The sequence below is a fragment of the Pseudomonas brassicae genome, assembly GCF_010671725.1.
Taxonomy (GTDB): Bacteria; Pseudomonadota; Gammaproteobacteria; order Pseudomonadales; family Pseudomonadaceae; genus Aquipseudomonas; species Aquipseudomonas brassicae.
Map to the genome: position 1 here is coordinate 1 of NZ_JAAHBU010000332.1, position 25,505 is coordinate 25,505.

21 protein-coding genes and 3 pseudogenes are annotated in these 25,505 nt (G+C 63.8%); 15 read left to right on the forward strand and 9 right to left on the reverse strand.

What is annotated here, in order from left to right:
* From G3436_RS20755 to G3436_RS20765, 3 genes and pseudogenes are all read left to right on the forward strand, one after another.
* Positions 1 to 1,103, forward strand: a pseudogene (locus G3436_RS20755) (efflux RND transporter periplasmic adaptor subunit); the annotation flags it as partial.
* 15 nt (positions 1,104 to 1,118) lie between these two features.
* Positions 1,119 to 4,267, forward strand: a pseudogene (locus G3436_RS20760) (CusA/CzcA family heavy metal efflux RND transporter).
* Between the two features lie 70 nt (positions 4,268 to 4,337).
* The gene (locus G3436_RS20765; RefSeq protein WP_163948868.1) at positions 4,338 to 4,526 is read left to right on the forward strand and encodes a hypothetical protein; all 189 of its coding nucleotides are present in this window, start codon (positions 4,338 to 4,340) and stop codon (positions 4,524 to 4,526) included.
* Between the two features lie 116 nt (positions 4,527 to 4,642).
* On the opposite strand, the gene cmoB is transcribed toward G3436_RS20765, so the two are convergent.
* Positions 4,643 to 5,599, reverse strand: coding sequence for a tRNA 5-methoxyuridine(34)/uridine 5-oxyacetic acid(34) synthase CmoB (gene cmoB, locus G3436_RS20770; RefSeq protein WP_163948871.1), 957 nt, complete (start codon positions 5,597 to 5,599; stop codon positions 4,643 to 4,645).
* Positions 5,596 to 6,339, reverse strand: a complete 744-nt coding sequence (gene cmoA / locus G3436_RS20775) for a carboxy-S-adenosyl-L-methionine synthase CmoA (protein WP_163948874.1) — start codon at positions 6,337 to 6,339, stop codon at positions 5,596 to 5,598. The genes cmoB and cmoA overlap by 4 nt, the downstream gene beginning before the upstream one ends.
* 202 nt (positions 6,340 to 6,541) lie before the next feature.
* Between cmoA and G3436_RS20780 the strand changes: the two genes are divergently transcribed.
* The 6 genes from G3436_RS20780 to G3436_RS20805 are packed head-to-tail and all read left to right on the forward strand — an operon-like array spanning position 6,542 to position 11,079.
* Positions 6,542 to 7,714 carry an alpha-xenorhabdolysin family binary toxin subunit A gene (locus G3436_RS20780; protein ID WP_163948890.1) on the forward strand — a complete coding sequence of 391 codons (1,173 nt, stop codon included), beginning with the start codon at positions 6,542 to 6,544 and terminating at the stop codon, positions 7,712 to 7,714.
* 13 nt (positions 7,715 to 7,727) lie between these two features.
* Complete coding sequence (locus G3436_RS20785) at positions 7,728 to 8,024, forward strand: hypothetical protein (RefSeq protein ID WP_163948893.1); 297 nt, start codon at positions 7,728 to 7,730, stop codon at positions 8,022 to 8,024.
* Positions 7,957 to 8,385 (forward strand): hypothetical protein, encoded by a 429-nt coding sequence (locus G3436_RS20790; RefSeq protein ID WP_163948897.1) that lies wholly within the window; start codon positions 7,957 to 7,959, stop codon positions 8,383 to 8,385. The genes G3436_RS20785 and G3436_RS20790 overlap by 68 nt, the downstream gene beginning before the upstream one ends.
* The gene (locus G3436_RS20795) at positions 8,352 to 8,732 is read left to right on the forward strand and encodes a hypothetical protein (protein ID WP_163948899.1); all 381 of its coding nucleotides are present in this window, start codon (positions 8,352 to 8,354) and stop codon (positions 8,730 to 8,732) included. Before G3436_RS20790 ends, G3436_RS20795 begins: the two co-directional genes overlap by 34 nt.
* 36 nt (positions 8,733 to 8,768) lie before the next feature.
* Positions 8,769 to 9,941 carry an alpha-xenorhabdolysin family binary toxin subunit A gene (locus tag G3436_RS20800; RefSeq protein WP_163948916.1) on the forward strand — a complete coding sequence of 391 codons (1,173 nt, stop codon included), beginning with the start codon at positions 8,769 to 8,771 and terminating at the stop codon, positions 9,939 to 9,941.
* A gap of 10 nt (positions 9,942 to 9,951) precedes the next feature.
* Positions 9,952 to 11,079, forward strand: coding sequence for a hypothetical protein (locus G3436_RS20805; RefSeq protein WP_163948919.1), 1,128 nt, complete (start codon positions 9,952 to 9,954; stop codon positions 11,077 to 11,079).
* A gap of 8 nt (positions 11,080 to 11,087) precedes the next feature.
* On the opposite strand, the gene G3436_RS20810 is transcribed toward G3436_RS20805, so the two are convergent.
* Positions 11,088 to 11,486: a protease inhibitor I42 family protein gene (locus G3436_RS20810; RefSeq protein ID WP_163948922.1), complete on the reverse strand. Its 399-nt coding sequence runs from the start codon at positions 11,484 to 11,486 to the stop codon at positions 11,088 to 11,090.
* 134 nt (positions 11,487 to 11,620) lie between these two features.
* Here G3436_RS20810 and G3436_RS27885 point away from each other — a divergent pair, with 134 nt between their 5' ends.
* From G3436_RS27885 to G3436_RS20820, 3 genes are read left to right on the forward strand one after another with little or no spacing between them, the layout of a single operon-like run.
* Positions 11,621 to 12,082, forward strand: coding sequence for a hypothetical protein (locus G3436_RS27885; protein WP_243667237.1), 462 nt, complete (start codon positions 11,621 to 11,623; stop codon positions 12,080 to 12,082).
* The gene (locus G3436_RS20815) at positions 12,055 to 12,786 is read left to right on the forward strand and encodes an alpha-xenorhabdolysin family binary toxin subunit A (protein WP_243667239.1); all 732 of its coding nucleotides are present in this window, start codon (positions 12,055 to 12,057) and stop codon (positions 12,784 to 12,786) included. The genes G3436_RS27885 and G3436_RS20815 overlap by 28 nt, the downstream gene beginning before the upstream one ends.
* Positions 12,787 to 12,798: 12 nt before the next feature.
* A complete protein-coding gene (locus tag G3436_RS20820; RefSeq protein WP_163948952.1) occupies positions 12,799 to 13,806 on the forward strand; it encodes an alpha-xenorhabdolysin family binary toxin subunit B in 1,008 nt (335 codons plus the stop codon).
* 42 nt (positions 13,807 to 13,848) lie between these two features.
* Here G3436_RS20820 and lon read toward each other — a convergent pair whose 3' ends face one another.
* Positions 13,849 to 16,272: an endopeptidase La gene (gene lon / locus G3436_RS20825; protein WP_163948955.1), complete on the reverse strand. Its 2,424-nt coding sequence runs from the start codon at positions 16,270 to 16,272 to the stop codon at positions 13,849 to 13,851.
* A 176-nt stretch (positions 16,273 to 16,448) separates the two neighbouring features.
* Here lon and G3436_RS20830 point away from each other — a divergent pair, with 176 nt between their 5' ends.
* Complete coding sequence (locus G3436_RS20830; protein WP_163948957.1) at positions 16,449 to 16,895, forward strand: ubiquitin-conjugating enzyme E2; 447 nt, start codon at positions 16,449 to 16,451, stop codon at positions 16,893 to 16,895.
* Between the two features lie 119 nt (positions 16,896 to 17,014).
* On the opposite strand, the gene G3436_RS20835 is transcribed toward G3436_RS20830, so the two are convergent.
* The 3 genes from G3436_RS20835 to G3436_RS20845 all read right to left on the reverse strand — a co-directional run bounded on the left by G3436_RS20835 (position 17,015) and on the right by G3436_RS20845 (position 23,065).
* Entirely contained in the window at positions 17,015 to 19,423 is a 2,409-nt protein-coding gene (locus G3436_RS20835; protein ID WP_163948960.1) for a glucose/quinate/shikimate family membrane-bound PQQ-dependent dehydrogenase, read from the reverse strand.
* 46 nt (positions 19,424 to 19,469) lie between these two features.
* A complete protein-coding gene (locus G3436_RS20840; protein ID WP_163948962.1) occupies positions 19,470 to 20,822 on the reverse strand; it encodes a carbohydrate porin in 1,353 nt (450 codons plus the stop codon).
* Between the two features lie 200 nt (positions 20,823 to 21,022).
* The gene (locus G3436_RS20845) at positions 21,023 to 23,065 is read right to left on the reverse strand and encodes a TonB-dependent receptor (RefSeq protein ID WP_163948965.1); all 2,043 of its coding nucleotides are present in this window, start codon (positions 23,063 to 23,065) and stop codon (positions 21,023 to 21,025) included.
* 197 nt (positions 23,066 to 23,262) lie between these two features.
* Between G3436_RS20845 and G3436_RS20850 the strand changes: the two genes are divergently transcribed.
* Both G3436_RS20850 and G3436_RS20855 read left to right on the forward strand, forming a co-directional pair.
* The gene (locus tag G3436_RS20850; RefSeq protein WP_163948967.1) at positions 23,263 to 23,484 is read left to right on the forward strand and encodes a VF530 family protein; all 222 of its coding nucleotides are present in this window, start codon (positions 23,263 to 23,265) and stop codon (positions 23,482 to 23,484) included.
* A gap of 4 nt (positions 23,485 to 23,488) precedes the next feature.
* Positions 23,489 to 24,142 carry a Pr6Pr family membrane protein gene (locus G3436_RS20855; RefSeq protein WP_163948970.1) on the forward strand — a complete coding sequence of 218 codons (654 nt, stop codon included), beginning with the start codon at positions 23,489 to 23,491 and terminating at the stop codon, positions 24,140 to 24,142.
* A gap of 10 nt (positions 24,143 to 24,152) precedes the next feature.
* Here the strand turns inward: G3436_RS20855 and G3436_RS20860 are convergent, their stop codons facing one another.
* Together G3436_RS20860 and G3436_RS20865 are read right to left on the reverse strand one after the other, a co-directional pair.
* The gene (locus G3436_RS20860; protein WP_163948973.1) at positions 24,153 to 24,911 is read right to left on the reverse strand and encodes a siderophore-interacting protein; all 759 of its coding nucleotides are present in this window, start codon (positions 24,909 to 24,911) and stop codon (positions 24,153 to 24,155) included.
* Positions 24,908 to 25,482: pseudogene (locus tag G3436_RS20865) on the reverse strand (PadR family transcriptional regulator). Before G3436_RS20865 ends, G3436_RS20860 begins: the two are co-directional and overlap by 4 nt.
* Positions 25,483 to 25,505 lie beyond the last annotated feature (23 nt).

Consider the following 25,505-nt stretch of genomic DNA (forward strand, 5'->3'; position numbering starts at 1 on the left):
GGGCATGGCGATGAAGATGGGCATGGCGATGAAGATGGGCATGGCGAGGAAGGCGGGCACGCTGACGAGCCGCAAGAGGGCCACCTGACCCTCAGCGACGAACAGATAAACGTGGCGGGCATCGAGTTGGCCACGGTGGCCACGCAGGCCTTGCACCGCAGCCTCAGCCTGCCCGGCGAGATCCGCTTCGACGAAGACCGTACCGCGCACCTGGTGCCGCGGGCCGCCGGGGTCGTGGAGTCGGTGCCGGTACTGCTGGGCCAGCAGGTCAAGGCCGGCGAGCTGCTGGCGGTGATTGCCAGCCCGCAGATCTCCGAGCAACGCAGCGAGCTGGCTGCCAGCCAGCGCCGGCTGGAGCTGGCGCGCAGCACCTTCGCCCGCGAAAAAGACCTGTGGCAGGAGGGCATCTCAGCCGAACAGGACTACCTGCAAGCGCGTCAGGCCCTGCAGGAGGCCGAGATTGCCGCCACCAACGCCCGACAGAAGGTCAGCGCCCTGAGCGGCAGCGGGGTGCTCGCCGGCGGCAACCGCTACGAGTTGCGTGCACCGTTTGCCGGGCAAGTGGTGGAGAAGCACCTGGTGCCGGGCGAAGTGGTCAGCGAAAGCAGTGCGGCGTTCACCCTGTCGGACCTGTCGCGGGTGTGGGCGACCTTTGGCGTGCCGCCGCGCGAGCTGGCCACGTTGCGGGTCGGCATGCCGGTCACCATCGTTGCCAGCGAACTGGGCGAACAGGCCAGCGGTACCGTCAGTCATGTCGGCAGCCTGCTTGGCGAGCAGACCCGCACCGCCACCGTGCACGTCACCCTGGACAACCCGCAGGCGCCTGGCGCCCCGGCCTGTTCGTGACGGTCAGGGTGCCGACCGAGCGCCAGGCCGACGCGCTGGCGGTGCCGGAGGTGGCGCTGCAAACCCTGGAAGAGCAGCCCACGGTGTTCGTGCGTACCGCCGACGGCTTTGCCGCGCAGGCGGTGACCCTGGGCATGGCCGCCGACGGCTTCGTGCAGATCAAGGCGGGCCTGCAGGCCGGCCAGCAAGTGGCGGCGCAGGGCAGCTTCATCCTCAAGTCGGAGTTGGGCAAAGCCAGCGCCGAGCATTCTCACTGAGCCAGGGAACTCCTCATGTTCGAACGGATCATTCAATTTGCCATCGAGCAGCGCCTGATCGTGATGCTGGCGGTGTTGCTGATGGCCGGTCTGGGGCTGGCCAGCTACCAGAAGCTGCCGATCGATGCGGTCCCCGACATCACCAACGTGCAGGTGCAGATCAACACGTCGGCCGCCGGCTTCTCGCCCCTGGAGACCGAGCAGCGCATCACCTTCGCCATCGAGACGGCCATGGCCGGGCTGCCCGGGCTGGAGCAGACCCGTTCGCTGTCGCGCTCGGGGCTGTCGCAGGTCACGGTGATCTTCGAGGAGGGCACCGACCTGTTCTTCGCCCGCCAACTGGTCAATGAACGCCTGCAGCAGGCCCGTGGGCAGTTGCCCGACGGTGTCGAGGCGGCGATGGGGCCGATCTCCACCGGCCTGGGCGAGATTTTCCTGTGGACGGTCGAAGCCGCCGTAGACGCGCGCACGCCCGATGGCCGCGAGTACACCCCCACCGACCTGCGCGAGATTCAGGACTGGATCATCAAACCGCAGTTGCGCAACGTGCGCGGCGTGGCAGAAATCAACAGCATCGGCGGGTTTGCCAAGGAGTACCAGATCGCCCCCGACCTCAAGCGCCTGGCCGCCTACAAGCTGACCCTGGGTGACCTGCTGACCGCGCTGGAGCGCAACAACGCCAACGTCGGCGCCGGCTACATCGAACGGCGCGGCGAACAGTTGCTGATTCGCGCGCCAGGGCAACTGGCGGGCATCGAGGACATTGCCAATACCGTGCTGGCCAACGTCGACGGCACGCCGATCCGCGTGCGTGATGTTGCCCAGGTGGGCATCGGCCGCGAACAACGCAGTGGCGCGGCCACCGAAAACGGCCGCGAGGTGGTGCTGGGCACCGTGTTCATGCTGATCGGCGAGAACAGCCGCACGGTGTCCCAGGCGGTGGCGGCCAAGCTGGCGCAGATCAACCGTACGCTGCCCCCCGGGATCTCGGCCGTCACCGTGTACGAGCGCACCGACCTGGTCGACAATGCCATTGCCACGGTGAAGAAGAACCTGGTGGAAGGCGCGATCCTGGTCATCGTGATTCTGTTCCTGTTCCTGGGCAATATCCGTGCGGCGCTGATTACCGCGATGGTCATCCCGTTGTCGATGCTGTTCACCTTCACCGGGATGTTCAGCAACAAGGTCAGCGCCAACCTGATGAGCCTGGGGGCGTTGGACTTCGGCATCATCGTGGATGGCGCGGTGGTGATCGTGGAGAACGCGATCCGGCGCCTGGCCCACGCGCAGCAGCACCATGGCCGCCTGCTGACCCGCGCCGAGCGCTTGCGCGAGGTGTTCGGCGCCGCGCGCGAGGCCCGTCGCCGCTGATCTACGGCCAGTTGATCATCATGGTGGTGTACCTGCCGATCTTTGCCCTCAGCGGCGTGGAGGGCAAGATGTTCCACCCCATGGCGTTCACGGTGGTGATCGCTTTGCTGGGGGCCATGCTGTTGTCGGTGACCTTCGTGCCGGCGGCCATTGCACTGTTCGTCACCGGTAAGGTGCAAGAGCAGGAAAACCTGCTGATGCGCAGCGCCAAGCGCGGTTATGCGCCGTTGCTGCAGTGGGTGATGGGGCACCGCAGGCTGGCGTTTTCCCTGGCCGGGGCGTCGGTGCTGTTGTGCACGCTGCTGGCCGCACGCCTGGGCAGCGAGTTCGTGCCCAGCCTGAGCGAGGGCGACTTTGCCTTGCAGGCCTTGCGCGTACCGGGCACCAGCCTGAGCCAGTCGGTGGAATTGCAGCAGCGCCTGGAGCAGAGCGTGCTCAGCCAGGTGCCGGAGGTGGAGCGGGTGTTTGCGCGCACCGGTACCGCCGAAATCGCCTCCGACCCGATGCCGCCGAACATCTCCGACAGCTACGTAATGCTCAAGCCGCAGGCGCAGTGGCCCGACCCGGGCAAGTCCCGCGAGCAACTGATCGCCGACATCCAGCGCGCGGCGGCGCGGGTGCCGGGCAGCAACTACGAGCTGTCGCAGCCGATCCAGTTGCGTTTCAACGAACTGATTTCCGGGGTGCGCAGCGATGTGGCGGTGAAGGTGTTCGGCGACGATATGGCGGTGCTCAACCGCACGGCGGCGCAGATCGCCAGCGCCCTGCAGGCAGTGCCCGGTGCCTCGGAGGTCAAGGTCGAGCAGACCTCCGGCCTGCCGGTGCTGACCATCGAGGTCGAACGTGACAAGGCGGCCCGTTACGGGCTCAACGTCGGCGACGTGCAGGACGCCATCGCCGTGGCCGTGGGTGGGCGCCAGGCCGGCACCTTGTACGAAGGCGACCGGCGTTTCGACATGGTGGTGCGCCTGGCCGACGAGGTGCGTACCGATGTCGAAGGCTTGTCGCAATTGCTGATACCGGTGCCGGCCAGCGCCGGCGGCGGTGGCATCGGCTTCATCAGCCTGTCTGAAGTGGCGACCCTGGCGCTGGTGCAGGGCCCCAATCAGGTCAGTCGTGAGGATGGCAAGCGCCTGGTGGTGGTGAGTGCCAACGTGCGCGGGCGCGACATCGGCTCGTTCGTGGCCGAGGCCGGTGAGCGCATCGACGCTCAGGTGAGCATCCCGGCCGGCTACTGGACGCGCTGGGGCGGGCAGTTCGAGCAACTGCAGTCAGCGGCGCAGCGCTTGCAGGTAGTGGTGCCGGTGGCGTTGCTGCTGGTGTTCGCCCTGCTGTTCATGATGTTCAACAGCGTCAAGGATGGCCTGCTGGTATTCACCGGCATTCCGTTCGCGCTGACCGGCGGGGTGGTAGCGCTGTGGCTGCGGGACATCCCGCTGTCGATTTCGGCGGGGGTGGGGTTCATTGCCCTGTCCGGGGTGGCGGTGCTCAACGGGCTGGTGATGATTGCGTTCATCCGCAGCCTGCGCGAGCAGGGCCGGCCGTTGCGCGTGGCGATCGACGAAGGCGCGCTGACACGCTTGCGTCCGGTGCTGATGACGGCGCTGGTGGCCTCGCTGGGCTTCATTCCGATGGCACTGGCGACCGGTACCGGGGCCGAGGTGCAACGGCCGCTGGCGACCGTGGTGATTGGCGGCATTCTGTCGTCGACCGCGTTGACCCTGCTGGTGTTGCCGGCGCTGTACTACTGGGCACACCGCAAGGAGGACGAGGACAAGCTTGCAGCACTGTAATGTGCGGCTCACCTTGGCGTTAGCTTGCGAGCCTTAAGCTCGGTGTGAATTCAATCACGAGGTAAGGTCGATGAACCCGAGTAAATTGGCGCTGATCGCGGCGTTGGTCCTGGGCAGTGGTGCAGCCTTCGCCGAGGGGGGCGCCGAGCGCTCCCAGGCGTTCTGGGCGGAGTTTCGCAAGAGCCAGGAGCGAGTGCATGGCCAGGGCAAGCAAGAGGTAGCGCAGAAGGAGGTGGAGCAGAAGGTGGCGAAGGACTAGAAGTCTGTACTGGCTATGCTGGCCTCTTCGCTGGCAAGCCAGCTCCCACAAGGTTCGCCGTTGCATATTCCCTGTGGGAGCTGGCTTGCCAGCGAAGCGAGCACCGCCGATTCTGATTACTTGCGCGCCACCAGCACCGCGCGCCGCGGCGCCGGCAAGCCTTCCAGGGTGCGCGACGGGTCATTCGGGTCGAGGAAGTCACTCAGTGACTGATAGCGCATCCATTCGGTGCTGCGCTGTTCCTCGACGCTGGTCACACTGACGTCCACACAGCGCACGTCACTGAACCCGGCGCGCCGCAGCCAGCGCTCCAGCGCCGGTACCGACGGCAGGAACCACACGTTGCGCATCTGCGCGTAACGGTCCTCGGGCACCAGCACCTGGTGTTCGTCGCCTTCGACCACCAGGGTTTCCAGTACCAGTTCGCCGCCTTTCACCAGGCAATCCTTGAGGGCCAGCAAATGCTCGATCGGCGAACGGCGGTGGTAGAACACGCCCATTGAAAACACCGTGTCGAAACCTTCCAGGTTCGCTGGCAGGTCCTCCAGGGCAAACGGCAGATGCCACGCCGGCAGTTCGGGCAGGTAACGCTGTACGGCCTGGAACTGGCAGAAGAACAGCCAGTTGGGGTCCACGCCAATCACGCTGTCAGCCCCGGCCCCGAGCATGCGCCACTGGTAATAGCCATTGCCGCAGCCCACGTCCAGCACACGCTTGCCGCGCAGGTCCAGATGCGGGGCCACTCGGGTCCACTTCCAGTCCGAACGCCACTCAGTGTCGACATGTACACCAAACAGGTCGAACGGCCCCTTGCGCCAAGGCGACAGCCCCATCAGCGCAGTGCGCATCTGCGTGCGCGTAGCGTCATCGCAGTCGCTGTCCAGGCGCAGTCCGTTGAGCAGGTCGATCTCGCCAGGTACCAGGGCTGGCAACGCGTCCAGTGCGCTTTGCCAGCGCTCCAGGTCACCGTGGCCTTTTTCCAGCTTGGCATCGAGTTGCGCTTGCAGGCCTTCAGCCCAGCGCGCCAGTGGGGTGTCTGCCAGGCGGCGGACCAGAGGAGTCAAATCAATCATGGCAGGGCAATCAGAGAGGCGAAGTTGAGGCACTGGAACCACGGCACCACCTTGGAGAAACCGGCGGCCAGCAGGCGCTGGCGATGTTCTTCGAGGCTGTCGGGTTTCATCACGTTTTCGATGGCGCTGCGCTTCTGGGCAATTTCCAGGTCGCTGTAGCCGTTGGCGCGTTTGAACGCCACATGCAGTTCGGTCAGCAGCGCCTGCTCCTGCGGGTCTTCGAAGCGCAGCTTCTCCGACAGGATCAGCGCACCGCCGGGCACCAGGGCCTGGCGGATGCGTGTCAGCAGGGCCAGGCGCGCCGAGGGCTCGATGAACTGCAGGGTGAAGTTCATGGCAATCACCGAGGCGGGTTGCAACTGCAGCGCGAGGATATCGCCCTCGATCACCTCCACGGGCAACAACTCCTGGAACATCGAGTCCTGGGCATTGAGGTACTGGCGGCAGCGTTCGACCATGGCCGCGGCGTTATCCACGGCGATCACCCGGCAGCCTTCATGGCGCACATGCCGGCGCAGCGCCTGGGTGACCGCACCCAGCGAACTGCCCAGGTCGTACAGCGCCGTATGGGGCTGGGCAAACTGCGCGGCGAGCACGCCAAGGTTCTCGACGATGGTCGGGTAGCCGGGCACCGAGCGCTTGATCATGTCCGGGAACACCCGCACCACATCTTCGTTGAACGCGAAGTCGGGCACCTGCTCCAGGGGGCGGGCGAATAGGCGGTCAGGGTCTTTGCTCACGGGGCAATCCAGGCGTTCGGCGGTAAAGGGTCGGCATTTTAGCCAATGTTGCCCAAGGATGCATGGTCGCCTGACCGGCGCGGCGACGATGGGCCCCGCGCAGGCGTGCGATTCAAGGAAAGTCTGCCAGCTAGTTGCGTGCCGGGTTCACTTCTAGAGTGGCGCCTCCACACTAACTTCATTCGACTACAAGGAAGGCAGAATGAGAAATAGTTTATCTGAACGTACCTATGCCGAGGGCGAACTGGAACGCGACGCTGCGGTACTTCCGCGCAATGTGATTGAAGGCATGAACCAGCGCGACGGTGCAAATGAAGGCGGCCTGACGTTATCCCGTGAGCATATCGTTACGCTCAATCAATACGTGCGCTATGTCACCGGGTTGCCCACCGACTTACCGTCCCTGGTGCCATGGCTTGGCTATACCGAGATCAGCGAGCCGGTCCTGTCGGTCGACGCCATGCGCGCGACGTTCCTGAACTTGCATAGCCATGCGCGTGAGTGGGGTTCGCTCTCGGATGAATGCAAGAAGTTGTCGTCCGAACTGGGGGCTCGTGCACGCACCATCAATACCACCGGTGAAGGCGTGTTGCAGGAGTGCGAGCGCACCAAGGCGCTGGGCAAGGCGCGCGAGAAGTGGCAATTGGTCGAGTTCGAGACGCCGGTCGAGCTGAACGCTGCCGACAAGGGCATCGTCCGTGATCTGGTCGATTACATGGAAGTCATCAAGGACGATGTCGACCTGTTCTACGGGCGCGTCACCTCGGTGCGCCAGACCACCGAAGCCTTTCGCGACAAGGCGCGGTTCGACCTGCTGTCGGAGGTCAACATCAAGACCGATGCGATCACGCGCCATCAGAACGGCGCCGCCGTCCAGGCGCTGCGCGAGGAGTTGGCTGCGTTCGACAAGGATATCGAGGCGCTCAACAAGCAGTATGACGAGTACGTGAAAATGGCCGTGTCGGGCCTTGCAGCCGGGCCGTTGGGCGCAGTGATCACCGGTTCGATCTACGGTTCGAAGGCGGAAAAGATCCGCAAGGAACGTAACAGGCTCCAGAAGGAACGCAAGGCCTGCAGCGCAAGATTGAGCGCGGCCGTCAACCTTGAGGGGCGCCTGCAGATACTGCGCACCAACATGGACGAACTGACCTCGCGGCTGGAAGAGGTGGTGACCGCCTCGTCGCACTTGCAGACCGCCTGGCAAACCATCGGTACGTACATTGAGGTGTCTATCGAGAAACTCGAAAAGATGAATGACAGCCGCCAGCTGGGGATATTCATCATTCACTTCAAGAACTTTCTTTCGCAATGGGATGTGATCGAAAGATGTTCCATCAGCATGACCCGTGTTTTCGACGATTCGTTGTGGACTTGATAAGGACAGCCCCATGAACAGCAACGTAGTGCAATTCCCCATTACCATGGCCGACCCGCAGATCTCGACACTTCAATCCATCGGCGCGGCCTATCTGGCGGCGTGGCAAACACAACACTACGCGTTCCTGCCCGCGCTGCACCAGTTACTGGAACGGCACGCCAAGTTCTTCATCAAGCGTGTCGAAGAGTTCCATCGAAACGCTGAGCGCATCAGTGCAACGATCAGGTCGAACGATCTGGATGAAATCATCGAGGATATCCAGGCTCGACGACCCTGCGGACATCGCCGAATACCTGACCGTGGGTGAGGACGCCATTGCCAGCATCGCGGATGCGCTAGGCAAGCAGATGACCGCACTCAGGCTGGTCCTGATCGATGTGGCCGCACTGGGCGTCTACGATGTCAGCCGTGACCTGCGCCGTTACCAGGGCGAGCTGGACAAGCTGGACCAGGATCACCCGGCGCGCACGGCCGAGTTGCAGGCGCGTGAAGCCGAGCTTGTCCGCCTGGACGAGGCGATCAAGGTGCTGGAAGCCGCGAACCTGCAAGCGCTGTTTGCGGGCAGCATTCCTTCCGCCCAGCAGCTCAAGGATGCGGCCAGCACGATCGCCGCCGGCGGTGTGAGCGTCGAGGCGTGGAGAATGCGCTCAAGCAGATCGGTGAAATGATCGGCAATGCGTTGGAGGGCCTGCGCTACTCGAGAATCCTGGATCAGCGCCGCGACGTGCAAAAGACTGTCGACGAACTCAACGCCACCCTGAGGGCGATGGAGCAGAGCAGGCGTGATACGCAGGCCTATTGTGAACGTCTTGGCGACTACGCGCTGCTGGTCGAGCAGCGCGAGCAATGGCAGGCAGGCTTCAACCAGATCGTTCAGCAACTGGTGCCGGTCGAGCGTCAGCTTGGCGGGTATCAGGTCAAGAGCGTGGCGTCGCTGCTGGCCGTGCAACCGCAGATCAGTGATCTGCATGCCTTCTCGCGCAAGGTACTCGCTGATTTCCGCCCGGGTCAGTAAGTCCCTGCGGTGATCACAGGCGGCGCGGGGCACGCCATGCCCCGTGCCGCTTCGATGATGCCGATCTTCGAGTATCCCAGCATGACGATTGCACCCTTGATGATTGCCCGCTGCGAACACCAGCGGGAGGAGCAGGCCGCGCGCCTGCCCAGGCAACTGCTCCAGCACCTGAGCGAGGAGGATGGTGAAGCCGGCCTGACCTTGACCCGCGAGCACATGGCGACGCTCAACGCCTATTGTGCGCATGTAAAAACCATCCCCCTCGACACGCCTCAGTTGATCCAGTGGCTGGGCTACTCGGTGCATTCCGAGGTCGAGCTGGCCGTTGTGCTGATGCAGCAGATGTTTGACAACCTGCATTTGCATGCCGACACCTGGGTACCCCTGCAGCGGTGTTGCAGCGCCCTGCCTGGCGAGCTGCGCAGCTGTGCCAGGGCCATGCAGGATGCCGGTGAACAGGCCTTGGCGGCGTGCGAGGCAACCAAAGCCCTGGGCGGCCGAGGGGCGTCCTGGCAATTCGTGCAGTTTGCACCCCCCGTGTCATTAAGCCTTGAGGACAAGGCGCGGGTGACTGACCTGTCAGGCTGGCTTGGCGTGATGCGGGTTGAGTGCGAGCGGTTTTACCGGCGTGTGTCGGTGGTGCGCGAGGGCGTCGAACAGTTTCGTGATGAAGCCAGGTTTCGCTACCAACCGCAGTTGGGGCGCAAGGTCGACGCTATCAAACGCACGCAGAACAGCCCGCCGATCGTGCAGATGCGCGCATCACTGCAGCGCATAGATGCCCGTATCCAAGCGCTTGATCTGGACTATGCGCAACGTCTGACGGCCGGGCCTGCGCTGCTGGGGGTGATCTACGGCATACAGTTGCGCACGCTGCGCAAAGAACGCAACCAACTGCTGGAGAGCCGTCGCTACCTGAGTGAAGAGCTGCAGTCCAGGGGCGCAACCGAAGGCCGGCTGGAGGCATTGGCCAGTCGTCTCGAGCAGTTGATTGCCCAGACCCGCGATGTCACCACCTCGGCCTCCCACCTGCAAACCGCCTGGCAACTGATCGGTGTCTACCTGGACACCTGCATTGAACGCGTGGGGATGATGCAGAACAGCCAGCAACTGGCCCGTTTCGTCATCCATTTCAAGAATTTCCTCGAGCAGTGGGCCTTTATCGAACAGTGCGCCGTTGCACTGCAAAAGCGCCTGCCGCCGCATTGAGAACAGCAGCATGACCATTGAAACATTCAAGATTGCGTCTTCCGAACAGGGGCGCGAAGAGCAGGCAGCGGCCTTGCCCAGGCAATTGATACAGTACCTGAGCGCGGGCGAAGACGGGCCGGGGCTGACGTTGACGCGTGAGCACATGGCCACGCTCGATGAGTACAGCGCAGAGATCGCCGCCATCCCCTCCGCGCGGCAGCCGCTGATGGCGTGGCTCGGTTACTCGACGCACGCCGACGTTGAACTCGCAGTGGACGCGATGCAGCGGCTGTTCGGCATGCTGCGGGTGCATGCCGCCGGCTGGCCGGCGTTACGTGCATGCTGCCTGGGGTTGCCGAGCGAACTGGGCGTGTGTGCCAGGGCAATTGAGCACTGCGGCGAGCAGGCATTGCTGGCCTGCGAAAAAACCAAGGCCTTGGGCGGGCGCCGGGAGGCCTGGGCGTCTGTGCAATTCGAAGCACCGGTCGTGCTGAGCGCTGCCGACAAGGTGATCGTGGCTGACCTGATCGGTTTGCTTGGTGCCATCCAGGTCGAGGTCGCCAGGTTTCATGCACGGGTCACGGCGTTGTGTACAGGCATCGAAGCCTTTCGCGACAAGGCCAGGTACGACTACCGACCGTTGTTGTGGCGCAAGATCGAAGCGATCAGGCGCATCCAGGATCACCCGGATATCTTGCGGTTTCGTCTTGCGATAGAGCGACTTGATGTGCGCATCGAAAATCTGCAGCAGATGCATGCCAAGTCGGTGAGGGAGCAAGCCAGCACTGACCGTTTTGCGCTTGAGTTCCGTGAAGTGCAACGCAGGATACGTGAGGAGGCCGATGAGCTTCGGCGCTTACGCATCAGCCTCAGCGCAGATCTGGAACGACTGTGCCGCAACGAGGGGCGGCTGCAGGGCCTGGCTACCCGCCTGGACCAGTTGATCACGCGCATGCAGGATGTCACCACCTCGGCCGCTCATCTGCACACCGCCTGGCAGCTCATCGGTGTCTACATCGAGACTTCCATTGAACGCCTGCACACACTGCACAACAGCCAGCAACTCGGCATCTTCGTCATCCACTTCAAGAACTTTCTCTCGCAGTGGGCCTTTATCGAGCAGTGCGCCATCGCCCTGGAGAAACGTTTGCAATGATGCGCTGATCAGCGCACCTCGATGTCGCAGTCAAAGGTCTGCACCGGCTTGACCTCGGGCGCCCAGGGTTGCTGGTACACCAGCAGCAAATGGCCGCTGCCGGCCTGGGTGGCCTTGAAGCGCCATTGTGACTGCCCGGCGCTGCCGACCAACCCCACTTCTTCCGGATGGCTGTACACCTCCGGGCCCAGCGCCGTCAGCACGCTGTTGGCCGGGTTCTGCAACAGCCAGCGATAACCGGTGCTGGGGTTGCTGGGCAGGCTCAAGGTCAATGCCTGGCCGACGTTGACGTGCACCGGGCACTGGCGCTGTTTTTCCAGCAGCAGCGGTTCGCTGGGGCCGCCGTGAGGGGTGCAGGCGCTCAGCAGGCCCAGGCCCAGCAGCAGGGGAAGCGGGCGGGTATTCATGATGGCTCCAGAGTGATCGAGCGGGGGCATCCCGGGCATTGAACGGTGTACAGGAAGGCCTGCACGCTGGGGCTGGAGCTTATCGCCTTTTACGCTGGCCTTCCAAGTGGCACCCACCGGGAAGGAGATGGGCGATGGAAAGTCTGAACGAAGAGCAGATGGATGCGCTGCAGGAGCAGGTGGCGGCGTTGCCGCTGGCCCTGATCCAGGCACTGAACAACCGTGATGTAGAGGACGAGGGAGGCCTTACCCTCAGCAGGGAGAACATCAAGACACTGAACCGCTACTCCAACTTTGTCGTCTCGCTGCCCGACGAGGCCGACAAGGTAGAGCGCTGGCTGGGGTTCGATAGCGGTGACGATCCGCTGCTGTCAGCCCAGTCCATTGCCGACCTGCACCTGCGGCTGCAGGCCCATGGCAAGAGTTGGGGCGGGCTTTCGGACAGTTGCAAGAAACTCAGCGTGTCGTTGGCGACCTGCGCCAACAAGATCAATACCACCGGCAGACCGTCATCAAGTATTGCCATGAAACAGAGGTTGCGCTGGGCAAGCATAGACGCTGGGACGATCTGGAATTCCTCGATCCGATCGCCCTGACCGATGGCGATCGCGGCATCGTCAACAGCCTGGTGGAGTACATGCAGGTGCTGCGGGTAGATGCCAACAGCTTTGCCAAGCGGGTGACCCGGGTACGTGCGCAGGCCGAAGCCTTTCGTGACGAGGCGCGCTGGAGCCTGGCCCCCGATGTGTCGGAAATGAAAACTGCCGCTTTGCGTGAGGGTGATGGCCACAGCGCCAGTGAGATTCGCGAAGAACTGGACAAGGTCGATGGGCTGATCGCCGAACTGCGCCGCGAGTACGACGAGTATGTGAAAAGCTCGCTGTACGGCCTGGCCGGTGGCCTGATCGGCGTCACCATCACCGCTTCGATCTACGCGCCCAAGGCGGAAGCAACACGCAAGGAGCGCAACCGCAAGCTCGAACGCCGCGACCAGCTAAGTGAGCAGCTCGTCGACGCACAGGCCTATGAAGGGCACATGCAGCGACTGATCAGCAATCTCGACATCCTCGACAGCCGCGTGCAGGACGTCACGGTCGCGGCCGCCCACCTGCAGTCTGCATGGCAGAGCGTTGAAACCTATATCGACGCTTCCATCGAGGATCTGGAGAGTATTTCGACCGGCCAGCAACTGGCGCGCTTTGTACTGTTTTTCCAGCGATTCCTGGGGCAGTGGAGCGTGATCGAGAGCAATGCGCAGGTGATGAACAAGATGTTTGACGATGCTGTATCAGAACGTTAAGGAGAGCCAATCATGGATGACAATACTGCAGTTCTCACCGCTCAGGACAATCCGCAGCTGGATCAGGTCATGGGTACGGTCAACAATTACATGCAAGCGTGGATGCGCGGGCGCTATATGTTCTTGCCCATGCTGCACGAGAGCGTGGGACGTCATGCGGAGTTTTTCCGCGAGTACACCGACGGCTTGGTCAAGTGCAGCAAACGGGTGACCGCCGAGCTCAACAACACCGGGCTGGACACGATTGCCATCGGCCTGTCGAGCGCGGGTGCAACGGCTGAGGACCGTGCGCTCTATCTGGAACTGTTCGCCACGGTGCTGGGCAAGGCCATCAAGAAACTGCAGGACCAGGTGCTGTACCTGGCGGCGGTGCCGCGCGAGCTCAAGGGCGTGCCGCAGCCCGATCCAGCTTCCGCGGCCCAGCAGTACACCCGCGAGATGGCGGCCCAGGTCGGCGAGCTGGACACCTCGCGCAAGGCGCTGTCGGCCAAGCGTGGCGCGCTGCAACTGCTGCAGTCGGCGATTGCCACGCTGGAGGCCAACAGCATCGAAGCGCTGTTCAACGGCTTGCTGCCCACAAGTGCCGAGCTCAAGGCGGCGCAGCGCATCGTTACCACCCAGAAGATCGACCTCGAGGCCGTGGAACTGGCGCTGGAGCGGGTACGCAAGGTGCTCGGCGGTGCGCTCGACGGTGTGCGCTATGCACGCCTGGCCGATGAGCGCCGCCTGCTGCATGCACGCATCGACGAGCTTGAAGGCAGCATCGCCCGGGGCGCGCGGCGTCAGGCCGAGTTGCAGCAATACCTTGATGTGCTGGCGGGTTACCCGGCACTGACCGCACAGCGCGGGCGCTGGGAGCAGCAGATGCTGACGATTCGCCAGCACCTGGATATGCACCTGGTGAGCGTGAAGAAAATCGATACGCAGAAGCCGCACAACGTACTGGTGGCGGTCACGCTGCTCAAGCAACTGGCCGACTACCAGCGCCTGATGCTCAAGCAGTACGGCGACAGCCAGTAAGCCTGGCAGCGGGCGCGCCGTTGCGGCGCGCCCGGTGTCGGTTCAGTTGAACAGTACCTTGGCCACGTCACTGAAGCGCTTGGCGAAATGCACGCTCAGGCCCTGCTTGAGGTAGTCGGGCAGCTCTTCGAAGTCGCCGCGGTTGGCATCGGGCAGGATCAGTTCGTGGATCTTCTGGCGTCGCGCCGCGATGACCTTTTCGCGCACCCCGCCGATCGGCAGTACCTGGCCGGTCAGGGTCAGTTCACCGGTCATGGCCACGCCTTTCTTCGGTGCCTGATCGCGTGCCAGCGAGAGCAGAGCGCTGGCCATGGTCACGCCGGCGCTCGGGCCGTCCTTGGGCGTGGCGCCTTCGGGGACGTGCAGGTGGATGAACGACTCGTTGAAGTAGCCCGTTTCCCCCCCGTACTGCTTGAGGTTGGCGCTGACATAGCTGTAGGCGATCTCGGCGGACTCCTTCATCACGTCGCCCAGTTGCCCGGTAAGCTTGAAGCCGCGGGTCAGCGTGTGGATGCGGGTCGCCTCGATCGGCAATGTGGCGCCGCCCATGCTGGTCCAGGCCAGGCCGGTGATCACGCCCTTGCCCGACAGCACCTGCTCGCTGCGAAACACCGGCATGCCCAGCGACGCTTCAAGGTCCTTGGGGCCGATCCTGATCGTGGCATCGGGGTTGTCGAGCAACTGCACCACGGCCTTGCGCACCAGCTTGCCCAACTGCTTCTCCAGCTGGCGCACACCCGCCTCGCGGGCATAGCCGTCGATGACCGCGCGCAAAGCGGCATCGCTGATGCTCAGGCTGGTCTTGGCCACGCCGGCCTTGTCCAGCTGCTTGGGCCACAGGTGGCGCTTGGCGATGGCGACCTTTTCTTCGCTGATGTAGCCCGACAGGCGGATCACTTCCATGCGGTCGAGCAAGGGGCCAGGGATGGCGTCCAGGGTGTTGGCGGTGCACACGAACAGCACCTTGGACAGGTCCAGGCGCAGGTCCAGGTAGTGGTCGAGGAAATCCACGTTCTGTTCGGGGTCGAGGGTTTCGAGCAGCGCTGAGGCGGGGTCGCCCTGGTAGCTCTGGCCCATCTTGTCGATCTCGTCGAGCATGATCACCGGGTTCATCACCTCCACGTCCTTGAGCGCCTGCACCAGCTTGCCGGGCTGGGCGCCGATGTAGGTGCGACGGTGGCCCTTGATCTCGGCTTCATCGCGCATGCCGCCGACACTGAAACGGTAGAACGGTCGCCCCAGGGCCTCGGCAATCGACTTGCCGACACTGGTCTTGCCTACGCCGGGCGGGCCCACCAGCAGTACGATGGAGCCGCTGATCTCGCCTTTGTAGGCACCCACGGCGAGGAATTCGAGGATGCGTTCCTTGATATCGTCCAGCCCCGCGTGGTGCTGGTCGAGCACCTTGCGCGCGTGCTTGAGGTCGAGCTTGTCCTTGCCGTAGACGCCCCACGGCAGCGCCGTGGCCCACTCCAGGTAGTTGCGGGTGACGGCGTATTCGGGGGAGCCGGTTTCGAGAATCGACAGCTTGCCCATTTCCTCGTCGATACGTTTTTGCGTGGCGGCGGGCAGCGTCTTGCCGTGCAGGCGTTGCTGGAACTGTTCGAGGTCGGCGCTGCGGTCGTCCTTGGTCAGGCCCAGTTCCTGCTGGATCACCTTGAGCTGTTGCTTGAGGAAGAACTCGCGCTGGTGCTCGCCGATCTGGCGGTTCACCTCGGCGGAAATCTCATTCTGCAGGCGCGCCACTTCCACTTCCTTGCGCAGCATCGGCAGGACTTTTTCCATGCGCTTGAGCATCGGCACGCAGTCGAGCACTTCCTGCAACTGGTTGCCGGTGGCCGAGGTCAGCGCGGCGGCGAAGTCGGTGAGGGGCGAGGGGTCGTTGGGGCTGAAGCGGTTGAGGTAGTTTTTCAGCTCTTCGCTGTACAGCGGGTTGAGCGGCAGCAGTTCCTTGATCGCGTTGATCAGGGCCATGCCGTAGGCCTTGACCTCGTCGGTGGGCTGGCTGGGCTGGTGCGGGTACTCGACTTCCACCAGGTACGGCGGGCGGTGGTGCTTGAGCCAGGTGCGGATGCGTACACGGGTCAGGCCCTGGGCGACGAACTGCAGTTTGCCGTTCTCGCGGCTGGCGTGGTGCACCTTGACCAGCGTGCCGTACAGCGGCAGGGCCGAGGTGTCGAAGTGGCGGTGGTCTTCGGGCGGGGTGTCCATGAAGAACAGCGCCAGGTCGTGGTGCGGGGTCTTGGCTACCAGGTCGAGGGTTTCGGCCCAGGGTTCCTCGTTGACGATCACCGGCAGCACTTGCGCGGGGAAGAACGGGCGGTTGTGGATCGGAATCACATAGACCTTGTCCGGCAACTGCTGGCCCGGGATGGCCAGGGTGCGGCCGGTATGGTCGGCGGCGTCGAGATGCTCGACTTCAGCGTCTTCGTCGGGGTGTTCGGGGAGATCCTGCTGGTCGCTCATGGGGCACCTGCGTGAATGACTATGGTGCTTAGATGGGGCAGGAGGGGAGAGGTTTCAATGGGGGATGTGACGAGACGTATGGGCTGTCGCCAGCGAAGCTGATCCTGGTATTTCTGTCAGTTGTCAGAATGTGTCACAGGGGTAGGGTGAGAAGGGCACTTACTGGAGGCACGCAAATGCGCGGATTGACGAGAATAAACAAAGAACTTCAAGAATTTCAAAAGGACCCTCCCGCTGGCTGCCGCGTAGGGCCAGTGGGCGATAATCTCTTTCACTGTCAGGCAACCATCATGGGACCTCAAGAGAGTCCCTATTCAGGAGGCGTGTTCTTTTTGGACATTCACTTTCCAAGTGATTACCCGTTCAAACCGCCCAAAATCAGGTTCACGACCAGAATCTATCATCCGAATATCAATTCCGATGGTGCAATTGCTCTGAGCATCTTGAGGGAAGAATGGCTGCCTTCATTGACGATCTCTAGAGTAGTGCAGGCGCTCGTCGATTTGCTTGAAAATCCCCAACCGGAAACCCCATTGGTTCCAGAGATTGCCGCTATTTATCAGAAAAATTCAGCGCGTTACGAGCAGACTGCCAGGGAATGGGTTCAAAAATATGCTTGCTAGCCGCAGGCCGCTTCGCCGGCAAGGCCGGCTCCTACAGGGTCATGTGACGCTCACAAAACTCCTGTAGGAGCCGGCTTTGCCGGCGAAGGGCTGCACAGCAGCCCAGGCTTAGCGGCAGATCACTGCGCCAGTTTGTAGGCGATCACGTAGTCGCCCATCTTGGTGCCCAGCGAGCCATGCCCGCCTGCGGTCACCAGTACGTACTGCTGGCCATCCTTGCCGGTGTAGGTCATCGGCGTAGCCTGGCCGCCGGCCGGCAGGCGCGACTTCCACAGCTCTTCGCCGGTGTTCACGTCATACGCGCGCAGGTACTGGTCCAGGGTACCGCTGAGGAAACCCAGGCCACCGGCCGTCACGATCGAGCCACCCATGCTTGGTACACCGATCGGCAGGCCGATCGGGATCGGCGAGCTGTCGCGGCTGGTGCCGTTCTTGTGCTTCCACACCACCTTGTTGGTGGTCAGGTCGATGCCGGCCACATAGCCCCAGGCGGGTGCCTGGCACGGTACGCCCAGCGGCGACATGAACGGGTGCATGATCACCGCATACGGCGCGCCAGTGTTCGGTTGCACACCGCTGGTCTCGCTTTCGCGCTTGCTGCCCGCGGCCACGTCGGCACGCGGCACCATCTTGGACACGAAGGCCATGTAGTTGGGGCTGGTGAAGAGCATCTGGCGCACCGGGTCGACCGACACGCCACCCCAGTTGAACACGCCCACGTTGCCCGGGTAGATCAGGCTGCCCTGCTCCGACGGCGGGGTGTACTGGCCTTCGTAGCGCAGCTCGCGGAACTGGATGCGGCACAGCATCTGGTCGAACGGGCTGGCGCCCCACATGGCCGCTTCGGTCAGGTCCGGGCCCAGCAGGTTGAGCTCCGAGCGGGCCTGGGTCGGTGCGGTGTGATCACCCTTGACCGCGCCTTGCGGCACCGGGATCTCGTGGATCGGCACGATCGCGGTGCCGTCACGCCGGTCCAGCACATACAGGCTGCCCTGCTTGGTCGGTGCGATCAGCGCAGGTTTCACGCCATCGGCCGTCTTCAGGTCAAGCAGGGTCGGCTGGCTGCCGACGTCCATGTCCCACAGGTCGTGGTGGGTGAACTGGTAGTTCCAGCGCACCTTGCCGGTGGCCAGGTCCAGCGCCACGATGCCGGCGCTGAACTTCTCGGCACCTGGCGTGCGGTCGCCCCCCCACTGGTCCGGGGTCTGGTTGCCCAGCGGCAGGAACACCATGCCCAGCTTCTCGTCGACACTGGCCAGCGACCACATGTTCGCCGAGTTGCGGCTGTAGGTCTTGCCCGGTGCCAGTGGTGTGGTGTCGTCCGGGTTGTTGCTGTCCCAGTTCCACACCAGGTGCCCGTCATGCACGTCGTAGGCACGGATCACACCCGACGGCTCGTTGGTCGACTCGTTGTCGGTGACGTGCCCGCCAATGATCACCAGCTCACGGGTGATTGCCGCAGGCGAGGTGGAGTAGTAGCCGCCGGCGGTGAACGGGCCGATGCCGGTGGTCAGGTCGATCACGCCCTGGTTGGCAAAGCCTTCGCAGACCTTGCCGGTGTCGGCGTTGAGTGCGATCAGGCGGGCATCGGCGGTCGGCAGGTAGAGGCGCCGCGGGCAGCTGCGTACCACGGCCTGGCCGGCTTCGGAGATCTTCGGTGCCGGCGTACCATCCTTGTTCACGTAGCTGTTTTCGTCGTAGTACGACACGCCACGGCAGGTCATGTGGGCAAAGCCCTTGAAGCCCACCGGGCTCTTGATCTGCGGGTCGAAGCGCCAGATTTCCGCACCGGTGTCCGGGTCCAGCGCCAGTACCTTGCTGTGTGCAGTACAGGCGTAGAGCTTGCCGTTGACCTTGAGCGGGGTGTTCTGGTTGGTCAGCTCGACCGGATCGTTGTCGGTTGGCAGGTCGCCCGTACGGATGCGCCAGGCCTCTTCAAGCTTGTGCACGTTGTTCGGGGTGATCTGGCGCAGCGGCGAGTAACGGTCACCGAACTCGGTGCGGCCATAGGCCTGCCATTCACCTTCGGGCATGTCCGGCGCGGTGCTGCTCATTTCGCTGCCGTCGCGGCCCAGCTTGCCTTTGATCTCGCCGGGGTGGGTGAACTGGCTGGCGATGGCGGTGGCGCCCGAGAGCACCACGGCCAGGCTCAGCAGGCCGGTATTCACCAGGCCTGGCTGGCCACGCAGCGGGCGGCGCGCCCACGGCAGCAGCAACACCACGCCCAGGGCGAACCACAGGGCCAGGCGTGGCACCAGTTGCCACCAGTCCAGGCCCACTTCCCATAGAGCCCACAGGGTGCTGCCCAGTAACACCAGGCCGTACAGGCCCAGCGCATTGCGGCGCAGCGCCAGCAACAGAAGGCCCGACAGGGCAAAGCCGATACCGGCAACCAGGTAATACAGCGAGCCGCCGAGCTGGCTCAGCTTGATCCCACCGGCCAGCAACGCCAGCCCCATCAGCAACAGCAGCACGCCGAGCAGTCTCGGCAGCCAGCGGGTTCTACTCAAGGCACCATCAGTGCTCATCGTGTGTTCTCCGTTAGGTTCAAAGGGGTCGAGCCACGGGGCCCGTTCAGAAAGTGCTCTGGATCTTGAGCCCGCCGATCAGCGCGTCGTCCACCTGCCCGACACCGCCCGGGTGGCGGATGTACTGCAGGTTGGGGCGCACGGTCAGCCACTGCGCCAGGTGGATGCCGTAGTACAGCTCGGCGCTGTACTCGGTATCCTGGACGGGCAGGAAGGCGGGGTTGTCGTAGTCTTGAACGGCCGCGGCGCGGTTGCTTGCCTGGGCGTTCTTGCGATAGGCCGGGTTGACGTGCACACGGGCCAGGGCGAAACCGATGTCGTCCTTGGCGCGGGCATCGAACAGCCCCTTGTACACCACACCTGCCTGAACATAGTTGTCGATGGCATTGGTCTTCTTGTCGTGCAGCGTGGCATTGGCGAATACGCTCAAGCCACGGGAGTGATCGCTGGCCTGCGACGTCACCTGCTGTTGCGCCCCCAACCAGAACCCGTGCTTGCTTGAGCTGCTGCGGTAGTCCTGGCCACTGAGGGCCGCCGGCTGGCCAGTGCGGTCCTTATAAACATCTTGTGCGTTGGCAGTACTGTAGTAGTAACCGGCGCGATATTCCCCTTTCAACCCGTCGATCGACGGTGTCCACACCAGTTCCACCGGCAACACCGCGCCTTGCGTGCCGCTGCCACTGAGTTTGAAGCCGTTCTGGCGCTCAAGGTTGGAGGGGTTCTGCTCGTAGGCACCGACCTGCACGTAGAGTTCAGGGCTCAGGTTGTACTTGACGCGCAGCGCCCACTGGCTGACCGGCCAGTTGTACCAGATGCTGCCGGCCCAGTTGCCTACCTGCGAGCCACAGAAGGCCAGGTTCTGAAAGTCGCAGGGGAAGCTGTTGAAGTCCTCGCCCTGGCCAAAGCGACCGACCTTCACATCCAGGTCGCCGTCGAAGTATTTCTGCTTGACCCACAGCTGCGTCAGCCGCCAGGTCTGGCCACGGCCCCAGACTTCCTGGGCCGAGGTGAAACCACCCACCCGCGGATCGTTGATGCGGTCGTTGCTGATGTTATTGCCGTGACGCTCGGTGACGGTCAGCTGGAACTCGGCGGCGTGCCAGCCGAGGATTTTTTCCAGGTCCAGGTGGCTGCCCAGGGTGAACTGGTCGCTGTAGCGGGCGGTGCTGCTGTGGTCGTAGCCACCGCGCAGGTTGCTGCCCATCTCCCCGGTATAGCCCAGGGTGAAGTCGTAGCCGCGTTCGGCGAGCTGCGTGCGGGTGCCTCCCCAGTCGCCGAGCATCCACGGCGAGTCGCCGTCGAACACAGGTGCGGCCTGTACCGTACAGGCCAGCGTGCTGGCGGCAAGGCCGCAGAGCAAGGTCGCGGCAGCGGGGCGGAAACGATGAAAACAAGGCATGAGATAGCGCTATCTTTTGTTTGTTGGAAAACGGCAAATAACCCGACGTGCAGGCATCGTCGAGAGCAAGGCAATGTCAGGGGCAAGGTGAAGCGGTTCAGCTTGAGGCGGGGAGGATATAGACGAACTTGTAGGAAAAAAAGCCAAATCAACAAGAGTCACCGTTGTCGGATGAGTAACAATCCGACAACGGTGACGCGTCAGAACGTAGTCCGCAGGCCTACTTCCACGCTACGACCGGGGGCCGGGGCGATGTCACGCAGGATCGAACTGGCATAGCGCACGGTCTGGTCGGTGAGGTTTTCGCCGCGCACAAAGGCCAGCCATTCGCTCTGACCGACGTTGAAGCGATAGCCCACGCTGGCGCCCAGGGTGGTGTAGCCCTCGGTGCTGGTGTCGGTGGACGGCTTGCGGTGCTGACTGCTGGCATGCTGTACATCCAGGCGCGCCTGCCAGCGCTCCAGGTTCCACGCCAGGCCACTGTTCAGGCGCAGCGGCGCAATGCGCGGCAGGTCTTCGCCGGTGTCGAGGTTCTTGGCGCGGGTGTAGTCGCCTGACAATTCCAGGGCAAAACTGCCGTAGGCGTTTTCCAGCAACTGCCAGCGATCCTGGGCCTCGACGCCGTAGAAGCGCGCCCGCACGCCGCGATAGAGGTACTCGGGTACGTCGGCATCGGCGTGATCGTGGTCGTCAGCATGCTCATGCTCATGCTCGTGACCTTCGCGCAGGTTGCCGCTGGCCAGCAGGCCGATGTAGTTGCTGAAATGGCTGTAGAACACGCCGACGCTGCCCTTGTGCGTGCCGTTGTCGAAGCGCAGTGCCAGGTCGCTGGACACGGCTTTCTCCTTCGACAGGCCGGGGTCGCCGACTTCGAACGTACCGGTGGCCACGTGGGCACCGTTGGCGTACAGCTCATAGAAGGTCGGGGCGCGCTCGGTATAGCCCAGGCTGGCGGCCAGCGACCAGATCGGCGTGAGTTGATACACCGCCCCCGAGGACAGGCTGGCTGCGGTGAAGCTGCTGGCGCTGTCGGCCTGGGCGAAACGCTCGCTGCCCTGGCTGTCGGGGTCGACCCGGGTGTGCTCCAGGCGCGCGCCCAGGCTCAGGGCCAGGCGTTCGCTGGCCTGCCATTGTTCCAGCACGAACAATGCGACGCTGTCGGTATCGGTCTGCGGCACGAAGGCTTCTGCGCCCAGCGCGGAAAATTCATTGCGGCTGACTTGCGCGCCTATCACTCCTTCCACTGGCCCCAGCGGCTGGTGCCGCGCCTCGACGCGTGCCTCGTAGCCCTTGTTCTTGAAGGTGGTGTGCACCTCGCCGCCTTCCAGCTCCTGGTGCTGGTAGTCGGTGTAGCCGGCGTCGAACTTGAGCGAACTGAACGGGCCGTCGAGGTCGCGCAGTTCGGAGGCGAAGCCGTAGTGGTCCTGTTCCATCGCCAGGCGTACGCCGGGTTCGGCCACCGAGCCGTAGTTGGCGTCGTAGCGGCTGTAGGACAGGCCGGCGTAGCCGTGATCCCAGTTGTACGCGCCGCCCACCGCGCCGCCGTCCTGGCGCCCGTCGCTGTTCTCCAGGCGGTGCCGGGTGCCGGGTTCGTCGGCGTCGCGAACCTTGGCACTGCGTGCGTAGCCGGGAATGCGCAGATCGTTGAACTGGCGGCTGTTGGCATCCAGGTGCAAGGCGAAGCGGCCGTCGCCGGCCTCCAGCTTGCCGGCGCTGCTGCGGGTGGTGGCCGCGCCGCCATAGCGCAGCTCACCGGCACCGTGAATACCGTCGACCGGCGCGTCCGGGATGCGGTTGTCGAAGGTATTGACCACGCCGCCGATCGCATTGCCGCCGTAGAGCAGGGCGGCTGGGCCGCGCACGATCTCCACGCGTTCGACATTGACCGGGTCCAGCGGTACGGCGTGGTCATAGGACAATGACGATGCATCCAGCGCGCCCACGCCGTTGCGCAGGATGCGAATGCGGTCGCCGTCCAGGCCCCGAATCACCGGGCGGCTGGCACCAGGGCCGAACCAGCTGGAGGCTACCCCCGGCTGCCTGTTCAGGGTTTCACCCAGGCTGCCCTGTTGTTGCAAGATCAGCTGGTCGCCTTCGAGCACGCTGCTGGGCGCCGCCAGTTGCGTGTTGCCCAACGGGTTGGCGGTGACGACCTGGGGTTGCAATTCGAGCGCCTGGCTGGGCAGGGACGCAAGCCACAAGGCAGCGGCGAGCGGGGAGAGGTGAAGCGGGAGGTGACGCATGGCGGGTCCTTGATGATGTCAGCTATAGTTACAATATAACATTGCCATCAAACAATAAATCCCGAGGTACTGGCCAGCGCCCTTGCAGTCACTAGAATCTGCTCAGGCGCAACGTGATCGAGAAAGCCTGCACAAGGTGCAGACGCGCCGCCGCACCTGGGCTAAGGTGCGCACCTTTGTCTGGCTGGAGCACTGGCATGACTGCCGCAAACAACAATCCGCTGCATGGCGTGACCCTGGAACAGATCCTCACCGCGCTGGTGCAGCACTACCAATGGGAAGGGCTGGCGCAGCGTATCGACATCCGCTGTTTCAAGAGCGACCCGAGCATCAAGTCGAGCCTGACGTTCCTGCGCAAGACGCCATGGGCGCGGGAGAAGGTCGAGCGCCTGTACCTGAAGTTGCAGCGCGGTCGCTGAGCCCATGCCGGCCGGTCGCGCGGCAATTGGCCTGGCCGCAGTGCTGGGCTGGGTGGCGTTGGGCATCCAGCTGTACCTGGTGCTGTGGGCGCGCTGGCACGAGCAGGCCAGTCTGCTGGGCGGGCTGGTCAACCTGTTCAGCTACTTCACGGTGTTGAGCAATACCCTGGTGGCCAGCGTGCTGACACAGGCCGCTTTCGGCCGTGCATCGCCATTGCGGCGCTGGTGGTTGTCACCCTGGGTGAGTTCCGGGGTGGCGGTGAGCATCGTGTTCGTCGCGCTGGCATACAGCCTGTTGCTGCGTCACCTGTGGCAGCCGCAGGGCTGGCAATGGCTGGCCGACGAACTGCTGCACGACGTGATGCCGCTGCTGTATGCGTTGTACTGGTGGTACTGCGTGCCCAAGGGGCAGTTGCGCCTGCAGCATCTGCTGGGCTGGTTGCTGTACCCGCTGGGGTACTTCATCTATGTGCTGGGGCGCGGGCACGGCATAGGCTTTTACCCCTATCCGTTCATTGACGTGGCCAACCTCGGGTATGGCCAGGTGGTGCTCAATGCGATGGCGATTGTGTGCGGGTTTGTTTTGCTCGGCCTGCTGCTGATCGGCCTGGATCGCTGGCAGGGCCGGCGCCTGGCACGGGCCAGGGCGCAGCCCTGAGGGCCGCCGACTAGTCTTCGTCGTGCGGGTCCAGACGCCAGTAGGCAGCGGCCTTGAGGTATTCCTCCTTCACGCCTTTGTCTTCCAGCAACAGGCGTTTGGCCTGGCGCGTCAGCGCTTTTTCCAGGGCTATCCAGGCGTACAGTTCGCCGTGGGGCAGGCTCAGGTCATGCAGCACCTGCAGGATGTCCTGCTGGTGGCGCTGCACCCAGATCACCTCGACCTGCGCTGCGCTGTTCAGTGGCTGGCGCTCGTGGTCATCCTCGATTTCAATCACCGCCAGCACCGTGCGCCCGGCAGGCAGTTCCTCCAGGCGGCGGCCTATTGCCGGGATCGCGGTTTCGTCGCCGATCAGCAGGTAGCTGTCGAAGATATCCGGCACCACCAGCGAGGCCCGTGGGCCGGCGATGTGCAGAAACTGGCCGGGCGCGGCCTGGGCGGCCCAGGTGGAAGCAGGGCCATCGCCGTGCAGCACGAAGTCCAGGTCCAGCTCACCGGTGGCCAGGTCGATGCGCCGTGGCGTGTATTCGCGCATGGTCGGACGCACGCCGTCGCTGCCGGGGTTGTCCAGTGCGGCCTGTTCTTCGGGCGAGCAGGCAAACAGCAGCTTCACATGGTCGTCGCTGCCGACGCTGATGAAGCCTTCCAGCTGCGCCCCGCCGAGCGTGATGCGGCGCATGCGCGGGGTCAGCTCGGCCACGCGCAGCACTTGCAGGCAGCGGCGCTTGATTGCGTGGTTGACGCGATGAATGGAGGATGTGTCGGTCATTCGGGTTGCTCCTGTGGGTGGACGGTGGGGCCTGCAACGATCGCTTTGGCGGTGTCGTTGAGCAGGCTGCGCACGCGCTCGATTTCTGCCGGGTTCCAGCGCCCGGCGTGCATCTGCAGGGCATGGCGCAGGTTGTGCACGGCTTCGTGGATTTCGGGGGGACGGTCGTGTACGCGCAGCGAGCGCTTGCTGACCTCGATGCGGGTGCGCACCCCGTCCAGCGCGATGGCCTGGTCGAGCAGGGCCTGGTGGCCAGCCTCGGTGGCGCGGTAGAGCTTCTTGCTGCCGTGGGTTTCGCCGACGATCAGCTCGCTTTCCTCAAGAAAGGTCAGGGTGGGGTAGATCACGCCGGGGCTGGGGCTGTAGCCGCCGTCGAACTGGGCTTCGATCTGGCGGATCAGGTCGTAACCGTGGCCGGGCTTTTCCGCCAGCATGGCCAGTAGCAGCAGCTTGAGGTCGCCGGGGGCGAAAACCCGTGGGCCGCGGTCGCCGCGTTCGCGGCCGCCACGGCGCTCGAAGCCGTCGTGGCGCTCGCCGGCATCGCGATGGGGGGGGGATGATGGTCGCGCATGGAATCTCTCCTGCCTGTGTTTC

What these genes read in the sequence shown, in the direction of transcription:
- G3436_RS20855 (WP_163948970.1), top strand. Translation starts at nt 23,489, where the DNA reads ATGCCGGCCGGTCGCGCGGCAATTGGCCTGGCCGCAGTGCTGGGCTGG.
- lon (WP_163948955.1), bottom strand. Translation starts at nt 16,272, where the DNA reads ATGAGCGACCAGCAGGATCTCCCCGAACACCCCGACGAAGACGCTGAA.
- G3436_RS20845 (WP_163948965.1), bottom strand. Translation starts at nt 23,065, where the DNA reads ATGCGTCACCTCCCGCTTCACCTCTCCCCGCTCGCCGCTGCCTTGTGG.
- G3436_RS20835 (WP_163948960.1), bottom strand. Translation starts at nt 19,423, where the DNA reads ATGAGCACTGATGGTGCCTTGAGTAGAACCCGCTGGCTGCCGAGACTG.
- G3436_RS20765 (WP_163948868.1), top strand. Translation starts at nt 4,338, where the DNA reads ATGAACCCGAGTAAATTGGCGCTGATCGCGGCGTTGGTCCTGGGCAGT.
- G3436_RS20800 (WP_163948916.1), top strand. Translation starts at nt 8,769, where the DNA reads ATGCCCCGTGCCGCTTCGATGATGCCGATCTTCGAGTATCCCAGCATG.
- G3436_RS20785 (WP_163948893.1), top strand. Translation starts at nt 7,728, where the DNA reads ATGAACAGCAACGTAGTGCAATTCCCCATTACCATGGCCGACCCGCAG.
- G3436_RS20850 (WP_163948967.1), top strand. Translation starts at nt 23,263, where the DNA reads ATGACTGCCGCAAACAACAATCCGCTGCATGGCGTGACCCTGGAACAG.
- G3436_RS20860 (WP_163948973.1), bottom strand. Translation starts at nt 24,911, where the DNA reads ATGACCGACACATCCTCCATTCATCGCGTCAACCACGCAATCAAGCGC.
- G3436_RS20810 (WP_163948922.1), bottom strand. Translation starts at nt 11,486, where the DNA reads ATGAATACCCGCCCGCTTCCCCTGCTGCTGGGCCTGGGCCTGCTGAGC.
- G3436_RS20790 (WP_163948897.1), top strand. Translation starts at nt 7,957, where the DNA reads ATGAAATCATCGAGGATATCCAGGCTCGACGACCCTGCGGACATCGCC.
- G3436_RS20805 (WP_163948919.1), top strand. Translation starts at nt 9,952, where the DNA reads ATGACCATTGAAACATTCAAGATTGCGTCTTCCGAACAGGGGCGCGAA.
- G3436_RS20830 (WP_163948957.1), top strand. Translation starts at nt 16,449, where the DNA reads ATGCGCGGATTGACGAGAATAAACAAAGAACTTCAAGAATTTCAAAAG.
- cmoB (WP_163948871.1), bottom strand. Translation starts at nt 5,599, where the DNA reads ATGATTGATTTGACTCCTCTGGTCCGCCGCCTGGCAGACACCCCACTG.
- G3436_RS20820 (WP_163948952.1), top strand. Translation starts at nt 12,799, where the DNA reads ATGGATGACAATACTGCAGTTCTCACCGCTCAGGACAATCCGCAGCTG.
- G3436_RS20780 (WP_163948890.1), top strand. Translation starts at nt 6,542, where the DNA reads ATGAGAAATAGTTTATCTGAACGTACCTATGCCGAGGGCGAACTGGAA.
- G3436_RS27885 (WP_243667237.1), top strand. Translation starts at nt 11,621, where the DNA reads ATGGAAAGTCTGAACGAAGAGCAGATGGATGCGCTGCAGGAGCAGGTG.
- G3436_RS20840 (WP_163948962.1), bottom strand. Translation starts at nt 20,822, where the DNA reads ATGCCTTGTTTTCATCGTTTCCGCCCCGCTGCCGCGACCTTGCTCTGC.